Origin of the sequence: Marinobacterium jannaschii DSM 6295, assembly GCF_000620085.1 — a bacterium.
Classification (GTDB): Bacteria; Pseudomonadota; Gammaproteobacteria; order Pseudomonadales; family Balneatricaceae; genus Pontibacterium; species Pontibacterium jannaschii.
Genome location: NZ_KK211069.1, coordinates 16,526 through 28,969, shown reverse-complemented (window position 1 = coordinate 28,969; position 12,444 = coordinate 16,526). Strand labels below are relative to the sequence as shown.

General features: G+C 51.3%; 7 protein-coding genes. 5 read left to right on the top strand and 2 right to left on the bottom strand.

Annotated elements, in window-relative coordinates; translation table 11 throughout:
* Positions 1 to 198 precede the first annotated feature (198 nt).
* The 4 genes from Q354_RS0122685 to Q354_RS0122670 all read left to right on the top strand — a co-directional run bounded on the left by Q354_RS0122685 (position 199) and on the right by Q354_RS0122670 (position 5,373).
* Positions 199 to 858 carry a peroxiredoxin gene (locus tag Q354_RS0122685; protein WP_027859620.1) on the top strand — a complete coding sequence of 220 codons (660 nt, stop codon included), beginning with the start codon at positions 199 to 201 and terminating at the stop codon, positions 856 to 858.
* A 765-nt stretch (positions 859 to 1,623) separates the two neighbouring features.
* Positions 1,624 to 2,565, top strand: coding sequence for a ChaN family lipoprotein (locus Q354_RS0122680; protein WP_027859619.1), 942 nt, complete (start codon positions 1,624 to 1,626; stop codon positions 2,563 to 2,565).
* A gap of 447 nt (positions 2,566 to 3,012) precedes the next feature.
* Positions 3,013 to 4,395 carry a sigma-54 dependent transcriptional regulator gene (locus Q354_RS0122675; RefSeq protein WP_084332729.1) on the top strand — a complete coding sequence of 461 codons (1,383 nt, stop codon included), beginning with the start codon at positions 3,013 to 3,015 and terminating at the stop codon, positions 4,393 to 4,395.
* A 126-nt stretch (positions 4,396 to 4,521) separates the two neighbouring features.
* Positions 4,522 to 5,373 (top strand): SDR family oxidoreductase, encoded by an 852-nt coding sequence (locus Q354_RS0122670; protein WP_027859617.1) that lies wholly within the window; start codon positions 4,522 to 4,524, stop codon positions 5,371 to 5,373.
* Between the two features lie 207 nt (positions 5,374 to 5,580).
* Here the strand turns inward: Q354_RS0122670 and Q354_RS0122665 are convergent, their stop codons facing one another.
* Positions 5,581 to 7,530: a propionyl-CoA synthetase gene (locus tag Q354_RS0122665; protein WP_281174744.1), complete on the bottom strand. Its 1,950-nt coding sequence runs from the start codon at positions 7,528 to 7,530 to the stop codon at positions 5,581 to 5,583.
* A gap of 288 nt (positions 7,531 to 7,818) precedes the next feature.
* Positions 7,819 to 8,253, bottom strand: a complete 435-nt coding sequence (panD, locus tag Q354_RS0122660) for an aspartate 1-decarboxylase (RefSeq protein WP_027859615.1) — start codon at positions 8,251 to 8,253, stop codon at positions 7,819 to 7,821.
* Between the two features lie 432 nt (positions 8,254 to 8,685).
* Here panD and metH point away from each other — a divergent pair, with 432 nt between their 5' ends.
* Positions 8,686 to 12,402, top strand: a complete 3,717-nt coding sequence (metH, locus tag Q354_RS0122655) for a methionine synthase (protein WP_027859614.1) — start codon at positions 8,686 to 8,688, stop codon at positions 12,400 to 12,402.
* Positions 12,403 to 12,444 lie beyond the last annotated feature (42 nt).

The following is a 12,444-nucleotide window of genomic DNA, read 5'->3' as shown; positions in this document are numbered from 1 at the left end:
GCAGCCATAGATATATAGCCCTCCATCTAAGCACATCTCAAGACCGACAGGTAGGTCTTGCAGGATTGCATCTTAAAAATCGGGCATGCTTCTCGCCTAATCTGGTCTATAACTAACCATGCACATCCATGATGTACGACTATGGAATAAGTACCGACACCGTACAGGGAGGCACAGAGACAACTAGCGGAGACTCTCATGTCCTTACGTATTGGAGATGATGCGCCCGACTTTACAGCTGAAACCACCGAAGGAAGCCTCAATTTCCATCAATGGATCGGCGATAGCTGGGCTGTACTTTTCTCACACCCCAAAGACTTCACTCCTGTATGCACAACCGAACTGGGCTACCTTGCCAAACTAAAACCGGAATTCGACAAACGGAACTGCAAGATCATAGGACTCAGCATCGATTCAGTTGAAGATCATCAGCGCTGGAAAGGCGATATCGAAGAAACCCAGGGCCATGCCCTGAACTACCCCCTTATCGGAGATACTGATCTGAAAGTAGCAAAACTGTTCGATATGATTCACCCCAATGCCAGCGGCGCAGCGAAAGACCGTACGGCTATCGATAATGCTACGATAAGATCTGTCTTCCTGATTGGCCCGGATAAGAAGATAAAAGTTAACTTCACCTATCCAATGAGCAGCGGTCGTAACTTCGACGAAGTGCTCAGAGTACTTGACTCCTGTCAGCTTACCGCCCGCCATAAGGTAGCCACTCCGGTTAACTGGAAACAGGGTGAAGATGTAATTATTGTTCCTGCCGTTTCTGACGATGAAGCCCGCCAGAAATTCCCGCAAGGATGGAAGGCACCGAAGCCCTATCTTCGTATCGTCCCTCAACCGAAGTAAGCCTGATATAGCAACGGGTTAAGTCCATCAGGGCTTAACCCTCTCGGCCACAGCAGCCAACCTCACATATCAGGCCTAAGAAATTCTATAGCGCCCGATTCTCAGACCTGACACTTCTTGCTGGAATTTAACACCTATAAATCGAAACCTATTTTTCATGAAAAAATAGTGGACAGACTTACAACTGTGACCTAATTTTTGTAAATAGCCTGAACAAGAAGCGAAGTCTTGTTTCAGCATTAAGGCGAAACAGCAGACTTTTGTTTAGTCATTGAGCTACACCATTACATTGTAAGACTACAATTTTCTGTTGCAGCGCCCACTAAAGAAGATACCCGATATTCGGGATGATTAACGCAGGGAAAGGTATATTGCCTGGTTGATCATCGATTTATGACTGATACGGGTAGCCAGCCCGGAGACCTCAGGTTTTATAATGCAGAGAAAGGACATCTCTGTAGCTAAAGGGAGGTGTTCAAGATGGCGTTTGTTACACGCAGCCTTTTTCTGCTGCTATGCATAGTCCTGTTGTCAGTTGCAACAGAAAAGGAGACGAGAATGGCCGAACCGCTGGTTGACCGCTCCGATTCCTACTGGCATACCTCTAAACAGGAAGAACGATATTAAATCGGGGGTATTCCCCTTCAGCCCCCTTCGCATGTGTAAGTCTGGAGATTATCTGTACTCCAGCATCATGCGCTTCTTTTTTCTTCCTCCGCCTGATTAAATAACCCTAAGTTGTCAATCGGCTTGAACGGATACCATATGCCTCTAGCGCTTCCCAAGTTCTTACTTTTGCTTTCAGCTGCAGGCGCTGTACACGCCTCTCAGGCGGCGACACCCCACTTATCCCCGGAGATAGCCTGGCAATCCCCAATCCTGCAGCAACACCCTCTGACCGGCTCTATCTATGACACAAAACAGAGAGAGGCAGTCTCTGTACAGGAATTGCTATCCAGTCTGAGAACGGCGGAATTCGTCCTGATTGGCGAAAAACATGACAACCCGGACCATCACGCGATAGAGGAGAGGCTACTGTCCGCACTGCTATCGGATAGAAAGCGCAGCCTGGTATTGGAAATGCTCAGTTCAGGTGATCTGCAATCATCAACCGCCGCAATATTGCCCGAAGACGCAGATGACCAGGAAATCAGGAAGAGCCTGCAGTGGCCTGAAAAAGGCTGGAGCTGGTCAAACTACGCCCCATTAGCACGCATAGCGGTTAAGGGTAACAATCCGGTTAGAGCTGGCAACATCAATAAAGAAACAATGATGAAAGTCTATCAGCAGGGCCTCGCTAGTCTGGATTCAGCACGCATCAGCTCCGCCCGCCAGATTCCTGATGCGGTGTACCAGAAGATTCGGAAACAAGTCCATCAGGAACACTGCGAGATGATGCCGATCTCTCAAATGAATCCTATGGCTGAGATTCAGGTCGCACGGGATGCAAGCATGGCATTTTCAATGACGGCCAAGCCCCCATCGGTGCTTATCGCAGGCGCATACCACACGTTGCAGGATCAGGGCGTTCCACTCCACCTGAAGATTCTGAAGCCGGATAGCACCATTAAGACGGTCATCATTACCGAAGTTATCAAGGACAGCACCCTGCCAACGGAATACCCTTTTACGGGAAAGGCTGACTACATCTGGTTTACCCCTCGCTTTAGCAACCGAAACTATTGCGAAGACCTACAGCAGCAATAGCCTGCCAAACATAAGCGCTCACCCTACAACCGGCCTATAAGAAAAAGGAGTAAGCCGATTAGCTATAACAATATACGAAATATGTCGTATTGTTTAAAACAGTCGGTAACCTAAGAATAGGTTTACTACCTCTGAATTCTCCAGCAAATTATCCGGCGGTAGTTCGCAAATCCCTAAGTAAGTCGAGTCAATCTCGAGGGAACGATGAGCATGGAGGCTCTTGATTCCCGGCCCCAAAGCCAGTGAAGTACAGACAGGATGTCGCGAAACGATCGCGGTCTGGGCGCCTGAATTCCAGGCGCTACTGGCCCTTTCCTCTACCTGTAAGTATTCATCTACATTCTGTACAGCTTCACCCTTCCTTCGGTAGATTTACCAAATCTGTTCTACTATTAAATAAGTGCTTGTGAGCGCAGCTTAAACAGACTGTTAAAGCGCGTGAACAAAATGGCTAATTACTCGTATTCACCCAATGTGACAAGAGGAGCCTTGCCACCGCGAAAAGCACTCTATTTGGACTATAGCTACGATCGAAGCCTGCCAGGCATTGATATTCGCCTCGATAACTGGGCAATTGAGCGCGTAACATCGACCCCCAGGGCTCGTAGCCGGTTACATCATAATAATTTTCTGGTTGGACTTGTCCACCTTGAACATCTGGATGATGAACAGATAGAAGATATAGAAGGCTTCTTTCGCGAAGAAGACTCCACCGCCTGGATCGCCTTAACATGTCAGGAAGACCTGAAAAATCCGGTGTTCCGTCGCCTGATCTATCAGTATTTTTACGACTACTTCACCCTTCCACTGGAGAATAATCTTGATTACCTGAAAGCAACGCTCGGCCATGCCTATGGCAAATGCATGCTCAAGGACAGCCCCCCTCCCCCGGATGAGCGGCAGCCCGACGACGATATCGAAATCGTCGGCACCAGCCCCTCTATGCTGAAGGTATTTGAACAGATCCGGCATATAGCTGGCGTTGATGCCCCTGTTCTTCTTCATGGCGAATCAGGCTCTGGTAAAGAACTGGTTGCTTCAGCCATCCACCAACGTTCGCACAGGAGTTCAGGCCCGTTTCAGGTCATGAATTGCGCGGCACTTCCGGAAAGCCTTATAGATTCGGAATTATTTGGCACTCAAGAACCCGCCCCTGAGAACGCCTCAAGTCGCACCGGACGCCTGGAATCAGCTGCGGGAGGCACACTATTTATTAAGGAAATCACTCGCCTGCCCATACAGGCACAGCAGAAACTTCTTCACGCCATGGAACAGAACAGCTACCAGCGAGAAGGCTCCGGAATCAGTCGGCAGCTCAATGTACGCATATTGGCGGGCACGGCTGAAGATGCGACACAAGCCGTCAGCGAAGGGCGCTTGATAAATGAGCTGTACCAAAGGTTAAGTATTCTGAGCATTGCACTTCCCTCTCTGAGCGAACGGGAACAGGATATCGAACTGCTGGCCAGATACTTCTTTAATCGATTCAAGGAAGAATACGACACCCCCGCGACCGGATTTTCTGCCGACACGGTTGATGCCATGTTGAAACACCGATGGAGTGGCAATGTCAGAGAACTGATTAACAAGATACGTCGGGCACTGGTAATGTCCCAGACTGAACTCATTCAGCCACAGGATATGGCGCTCTCTCCCTCTGATATAGAGATGGAAGTGGTTTCTCTCGATGAAGCCCGAAATCAGGCAGAAGTTATGGCCGTGAAATGCAGCCTGCAACACACCCACCATAACATCTCAAAGGCAGCTAGCCTGCTGGGCGTTTCCCGCGTAACACTCTATCGCTTAATGGATAAATACGCGATTCGCTAACTAACCATTCAGCAAAACGAGGTGCATCCGGATAAGATGCACCTGATCACACCGCTCCTGATTCTGCTTAAGCACTGGAATCTGATAGCATGCCTGACCGGAACAAAGTCTCTCAGGACAGATTCAATGCAAAAAGCAGTGCTAATTACAGGATGCTCCACCGGAATCGGACTCAGGGTCGCTTCTGATCTAAAACAGCGTGGCTACCGGGTATTTGCAACGGCCCGAAAACCTTCTGATGTTGATATGCTGGCTAACCAGGGCTTTGAGGCAACTCAGCTGGACCTGGATTCCAGCGAATCGATCAGTACTGCTCTGGAATGGGTTCTGGCTCGCAGTGGCGGCGAGCTTTATGCTCTGTTCAATAACGGCGCCTACGGACAGCCTGGCGCAGTAGAGGACCTCAGCAGGGATGTTCTCAGGCAACAGTTCGAGACCAATGTTTTCGGCTGGCATGAACTAACCTGCAAAGTCCTGCCGGTGATGAGAAAACAGGGTTACGGCCGTATCATTCATAACAGCTCAGTGCTGGGTCTGATTACGCTGAAATACCGCGGTGCCTACAATGCTTCAAAGTTTGCGCTTGAGGGACTGAGTGACACGCTGCGCCAGGAGCTGGCGGGAACGGCAATTCAGGTTTCACTGATTGAGCCGGGACCGATAGAAAGCCAATTCCGCAAGAACGCCTACCAGAAATTTCAGGAAAATATTGATAGCAACAACAGCGCCCATAAGGAAGTCTATGCTGCCGTCAATGCCCGCCTGAGCAAGACTGATATCGAGCGCCAACGTGATCCGTTTACATTAGGCCCTGAAGCTGTCACCAAGTGCGTCATCCACGCACTGGAAAGTAAGCGCCCGAAACCACGCTACTATGTCACAGTACCAACATACCTGTTCGGATTTCTGCGCCGGGTTCTGTCCACGCGCCTGCTGGACAAAGTCTTACTAAAAATTTCGGACGACGAAAATAAATAGCCCGTGCATCTTACCGCATTCAGATCCATACCGGATGGGCTGGCTGCAGGGCTGAAACCAGGCAAAAAAAGAGGCAACCAAAGGTTGCCTCAACTGAGCTAAGGGTACTGGGAGTTAGCTAATCAATTACCACCGTCCGACGCAGACAGACTGCGCTAACCAATCCTCCCGAATGACGTATTGGATGATCCCCCGAAGGATTATCCGTTACGCTGACACCAGTCCATGGTGACCCATGATCTCTTGGATCTCGGGCAGACTTGCCGGATCATCGATAGTGGAAGGTACAGAGTACTCCTTACCATCGGCAATCTGGCGAAGTAGTTTACGCAGAATCTTACCGGAACGTGTTTTCGGCAGACGCTGTACGACAATCGCTTTCTTAAAGCAGGCAACCGCACCGATCTCTTTACGCACCAGTGCAACCAGTTCGGCTTCGAGTGCATCTTCTTCGACATCAACACCGTCTTTCAGCAGTACCAGGCCAACAGGCTGCTGACCTTTAAGCGGATCGTTGACGCCGATAACCGCACATTCAGCGACGGCAGAGTGGCCCGCGACGATCTCTTCCATTTCACCGGTGGACAGTCGATGGCCGGCGACATTAATCACATCATCGGTACGGCCCATGATAAAGACGTAGCCATCTTCATCTTTATAACCACCATCACCTGAAGTGTAATAGCCCGGGAAGTCAGACAGATAACCAGTACGGAAGCGTTCAAAATCGCCCCAGACGGTTGGCAGACAGCTTGGTGGCAGCGGTAATTTCAGGGCAATAGCTCCCTGCTCGCCTGCAGGCAGCTCGTTACCTTCAGGGTCAAGAATCTGCACATTGAAGCCCGGCACCGGCACCGTCGATGAACCTGGTTTAGGCGCCTTCAGCTCAACACCTGTCAGGTTGCCGCAGATCGCCCAACCGGTTTCAGTCTGCCACCAGTGATCTACAACCGGCTTGCCGGTTACATCTACGGTCCAGTGATAGGTTGGTGGATCCAGACGCTCGCCCGCCATAAAGATCGTCTCAAGCTTGGACAGATCATAATTTTTCAGCAGCGCAGCCTCAGGGTCTTCTTTCTTGATCGCGCGGAACGCGGTTGGCGCGGCAAACAGAGCTTTACAGCCATACTCCTCGCAGACCCGCCAGAATGCACCGGCGTCCGGTGTGCGTACCGGCTTACCTTCATATACGACTGTGGTGCAACCCGCCAGCAGAGGACCATAGACGATGTAGGAGTGACCGACCACCCAGCCTACGTCCGAGGCAGCCCAGAATACATCGCCCGGCTCCATGTTGTAGATCGCTTTCATGGAATAGTTCAGGGCAACAGCATGACCGCCGTTATCACGAACCACACCCTTTGGCTTACCGGTAGTACCGGAGGTGTAGAGGATGTACAGAGGATCTGTGCCCTTAACCGGTACACATTCAGCGGGTTCTGCCGTTTCCATCGCCTGATGCCAGTCAAGATCACGACCTTCGACCAGAGAAGCCTCGGCCTGTGGACGCTGCAGTACGACACACTTCTCAGGTTTATGGGCAGACTTCTCGATCGCCTGATCAAGTAGCGGCTTGTACTCGATAACCTTCTGAACTTCGATACCACAAGAAGCCGTTACAATTACCTTAGGCTCAGCATCATCAATACGTACAGCCAGCTCGTGCGGGGCAAATCCACCAAACACGACGGAATGAATCGCACCCAGACGCGCGACAGCCAGCATAGCCATCACGGCTTCAGGCACCATCGGCATATAAATGACAACACGGTCACCTTTGCCAACACCCTGCGCTTTAAGAATACCCGCGAACTTTGCAACTTCATCACGCAGCTCATTGTAGGTCAGCTGGCGTTTGGTGTTGGTTACCGGTGAGTCGAAAATCATCGCCAGCTGGTCGCCACGGCCATTTTCTACATGGTAATCAAGCGCCAGATAGGCGGTGTTCATTTCACCGTCGGCGAACCAGCGATGGATACCATTCTCATCCTTGGACAGGATAGTTTCCGGCTTCTTAAACCATTCAATGGCGTCCGCTTTCTCACTCCAGAACAGCTCAGGAGTTTCAATGGATTTGGAATACTCTGCTTGATAGGACATAGCACCGGTCCTTTCTTCTTGTGGTTGACGATCGTGTTTGAGACAGGTCTTTGTAATTTATTGTAGACACTTGACCAGTCCGACTTGGCTTCACTGTAACCGAGTTAAAGAGGAATTAATCTACTACAAAAGGCGAATGAACGGTCACTTTGTAGTACAGAAGCCTAATACAATAGGTGAAAGCATCGTTATAAAACCCGTATAACCGCAACATTGTCGACAATATGAAGCTTGACTGCTTTCCAGTAGAAACCTCCCCCGGAGAATCTGCAGGCGCGAACTCCAGACACAAAAAAACCACCCGAAGGTGGTTTTTGTAGACATCATCCTGAGAAACTCAGGCAATTATTTCTCTTTCGGCTGCACCGGAATGGCTTTCTTCATGCCGGTCAGTACATTGCGCTGAAACAACTCTTCATCGCTGGCACCGACACCGCCGTCAGCTTTGGCATTTTCGAAGTAGCACAGTGTTGGCTGGAAGTTCTCCACTTCCTCTTCATTCAGCTGCACGTAGGAGCCGATGATCAGCAGATCACCCTTGCTCGCCTTGTGAGCCGCCGCTCCGTTCACAGAAATAATGCCGCTGTTATCTTCAGCGCGGATGGCGTAGGTAGAGAAACGCTCACCGTTATTGATGTTGTAGATATCAATCTTTTCGTATTCACGAATACCGGATTTATCCAGCAGTACGCCATCAATAGCGCACGAACCTTCATAGTGAAGTTCGGCGTGTGTCACTGTCACTCGGTGCAGCTTCGCCTTCAGAAATGTCTGCAGCATAATCTAGACCTGCTTCTTGCTCTCCGTTCCTGGGTGTTCACCCAGCCCCCGATAACGCGCTTATCCCTGATTCGCATCATCACTTATAAGTATTCTGTTACCGACAGCCCCGCTAACTGCTTCATTGAACTGTTTCGGGCTGATCCTGGCTCCCACTTCCAGTGTGGAATGCATGCACAATGGTATTAAATGCATGATCAGAATGAGCTAGTGAAATAGTCAAGGCAGGCTGGATTGCTGCGGTGGGGCGAAATTCTAGCACCATTTCCCCTCTTCCAGACAGACAGTCAATAGCTATTTTCGGACAAATTAGCGCGATTACGACAAATATTAGCCCTATTCATTCTAAGTTGAATGAAGGTCACGGCATTTGCTAAATAATTGATTTAGAATGATTCGCTTATCACTCCGTTGGTTGGTGGAAATATAATCGTGACACAGAAGAACAAGACACCGCAGCTACAGGCAGCCCTGCAAGAACGTATTCTTATTCTGGATGGTGGTATGGGTACCATGATTCAGGACTACAAACTTGTTGAAGAGGACTATCGTGGCGAGCGCTTTGCTGACTGGCATATCGAAGTTAAGGGAAACAACGATCTTCTGGTGCTCACACAACCAAAAATCATCAAGGATATCCATCGCGCCTATCTAGATGCCGGTGCAGATATCATTGAGACCAACACCTTCAATGCGACCCAGATCGCAATGGCTGACTACGAGATGGAAGCGTACAGCCGTGAGATCAATGTTGTCGCCGCCAGACTGGCACGGGAAGCAGCCGATGAATTGGAAGCACTGACACCGGATCGCCCGCGTTACGTTGCCGGGGTGCTGGGCCCGACTAACCGTACCTGTTCTATTTCGCCGGATGTAAACGATGCCGGCTATCGCAACGTTACCTTTAATCAGCTGGTCGAGGCCTACACCGAATCCATTGACGGCTTGCTGGAAGGCGGTGCCGACATCATTCTGATCGAGACTATCTTCGATACTCTCAACGCAAAAGCCGCCATTTATGCGGTTGAAACCTACTTTGAAGAGAACGATCTGCGTCTTCCGGTAATGATCTCCGGAACCATCACCGACGCCTCCGGCCGCACGCTTTCCGGTCAGACCACAGAAGCGTTCTGGAACTCGGTACGCCATGCCCGCCCATTATCCGTCGGTCTCAACTGCGCTCTGGGTCCGCAGGAACTGCGTCAGTATGTAGAAGAACTATCCCGTATTGCTGACACCCATGTATCGGCTCATCCGAATGCGGGTCTGCCAAACGCCTTCGGCGGCTATGATGAAACACCTGAGCAGATGGCGACCGAGATCGGCGAATGGGCTGCTTCCGGATTCCTGAACATCATCGGCGGTTGCTGTGGCACAACCCCGGATCATATCCGGGCGATGCGCGAAGCGGCTGAGCAGAATAAACCTCGTCCGATTCCGCAACTGCCGGTTGAATGCCGTCTCTCCGGCCTTGAGCCGATGAGCATCGGCGAAGACACCCTGTTTGTAAACGTTGGTGAACGTACCAACGTGACCGGGTCTGCCAAGTTCAAGCGTCTGATTAAAGAAGGCGACTACGAAACAGCGCTGGAAGTAGCCCTGCAACAGGTTGAAAACGGTGCCCAGATCATCGATATCAATATGGATGAGGGGATGCTCGATGCCCATGCGGCAATGGTGCGCTTCCTCAACCTGATCGCCGGCGAGCCGGATATCGCTAAAGTACCGATCATGATCGACTCTTCCAAGTGGGATGTCATCGAAGCCGGCCTGCAGTGTATCCAGGGTAAGGGCATCGTAAACTCCATCTCCCTGAAAGAGGGAGAGGCTAACTTTATCGAGCAGGCCCGTAAGCTGCGTCGTTATGGTGCAGCCGTTGTGGTGATGGCGTTCGACGAAGAGGGCCAAGCCGATACCTATGAGCGCAAGATCGAGATCTGTGAGCGCTCTTACAAGGTACTGACCGACGTAGTGGGCTTCCCGGCGGAAGATATTATCTTCGACCCCAATATTTTTGCAGTCGCTACCGGTATTGAAGAGCATGATAACTATGCGGTGGACTTCATCAATGCCACCGGCTGGATCAAACAGAACCTGCCTTATGCCAAAGTTTCCGGCGGAGTCTCCAACGTATCCTTCTCGTTCCGCGGCAATAACCCGGTGCGTGAAGCGATTCACTGTGTATTCCTATACCACGCCATAAGCAAGGGCATGGATATGGGGATCGTGAACGCCGGCCAGCTGGCGATCTACGATGATCTTCCGGCGGAACTGCGTGAGCATGTCGAAGATGTGATCCTGAATACCCGATCCGACGGAACCGAACGTCTGCTGGCTATCGCAGAGAAATACCGGGGTGATGGGGCCGCGGTAGAAGACCCTCAGACAGCCGAATGGCGTAGCTGGGACGTTAACAAGCGTTTGTCCCATGCACTGGTTAAGGGCATCACCGAATTCATCGATGACGATGTCGAAGAGTGCCGACACAACTACGAGCGCCCTTTGCAGGTCATTGAAGGTCCGTTGATGGACGGTATGGGCATCGTTGGCGACCTGTTTGGTGCCGGTAAGATGTTCCTGCCTCAGGTGGTGAAATCCGCCCGGGTGATGAAAAAAGCCGTCGCCTATCTGATGCCATTTATCGAAGAAGAGAAAGCCGGCAACGAGAGCAGCTCTGCAGGCAAAGTGGTCATGGCTACTGTTAAAGGCGATGTGCACGATATCGGTAAAAACATCGTGGGTGTGGTACTCCAGTGTAATAACTTTGAGATTATCGATCTCGGCGTTATGGTCGCGGCGGAGACGATTCTCAAGACTGCCCGTGAAGAGAATGCTGATATTATCGGCCTGTCCGGATTAATCACACCATCACTGGATGAGATGGTCCATGTGGCTAAAGAGATGGAGCGCCAGGGCTTCGATATCCCGCTGATGATCGGCGGTGCCACTACCTCCAAAGCTCATACAGCCGTTAAGATCGATCCGGCCTTCAAACGCGATCAGGTGGTCCATGTTACCAACGCATCCCGTGCAGTTAATGTCGCGTCAACGCTGTTGTCCAAAGCACGTAAAGCAGACTACGTAACGGAGATTCAGGAAGAGTATCAGGCAGTGCGCGACCGCCATGCTGCGCGTGCTAATGATAAGCGCCGCGTAACGCTGGAGGCTGCACGCGAGAATAAATTCAAGATCGACTGGCAGGACTACCAGCCGACGGCCCCGCTCAAACCTGGCATCCATATCTTTGACGACTTCTCACTGGAAGAGATCGAGCCTTACTTTGACTGGACTCCGTTCTTCCAGACCTGGGAACTGGCCGGTCGCTATCCGCGTATCCTGCAGGATGAAGTCGTTGGCGAAGAAGCTACCCGGCTGTTCAAGGACGCCAAGGCAATGCTGCACAAGCTGATTGATGAGAAGCTGCTGACCGCCAAAGCTGTCGTGGGCATCTTCCCGGCCAACACGGTTAATCATGACGATGTGGTGCTCTACACCGACGACAGTCGCAGTGAAGTGCTGGTTCGCCTGCCACAGCTGCGACAGCAGACAGAGAAAGTCGCCGGTAAAGCCAATATGTGTCTGGCCGACTTTGTCGCCCCGGCTGACTCCGGCGTCAATGACTACTTTGGAGCCTTCGCTGTGACCGCTGGCCACGGCTGTGATGAACTGGTTGCCAGGTATGAGGCCGACCATGATGACTACAATTCCATCATGGTAAAGGCGCTGGCGGACCGCTTTGCAGAAGCCTTTGCCGAACTGATGCACGCAAAAGTGCGTAGAGAGTTGTGGGGTTACGCGGCAGACGAAACTCTGGATAACGAGGCTCTGATCAAAGAGAAGTATCAGGGAATTCGTCCAGCACCGGGCTATCCGGCCTGCCCTGAGCACACCGAGAAAGGCAAGCTCTGGCAGCTTCTGGATGTTGAAGCCAACGCCGGCATCACCCTGACAGAGTCCTACGCGATGCTGCCAACGGCCTCGGTGAGTGGCTGGTACTTTGGTCATCCGCAGTCTCAGTACTTCGGTGTGGCGAAGATCAGCGAAGACCAGGTCGAGAGCTACGCTCACCGCAAGGGTATGGAAAAAGCCGAGGCTGAACGCTGGCTGGCCCCTAACCTGGGTTACGAACCAGAGGAAGGTGGCGTATAAGCCACCCTCTTAAACGCCTGAAAACTAAAAAGCCCGGATTGC

Coding starts and splice junctions, on each gene's coding strand:
- Q354_RS0122680 (WP_027859619.1), top strand. CDS start 1,624: ATGCCTCTAGCGCTTCCCAAGTTCTTACTTTTGCTTTCAGCTGCAGGC.
- panD (WP_027859615.1), bottom strand. CDS start 8,253: ATGCTGCAGACATTTCTGAAGGCGAAGCTGCACCGAGTGACAGTGACA.
- Q354_RS0122675 (WP_084332729.1), top strand. CDS start 3,013: ATGGCTAATTACTCGTATTCACCCAATGTGACAAGAGGAGCCTTGCCA.
- Q354_RS0122670 (WP_027859617.1), top strand. CDS start 4,522: ATGCAAAAAGCAGTGCTAATTACAGGATGCTCCACCGGAATCGGACTC.
- Q354_RS0122685 (WP_027859620.1), top strand. CDS start 199: ATGTCCTTACGTATTGGAGATGATGCGCCCGACTTTACAGCTGAAACC.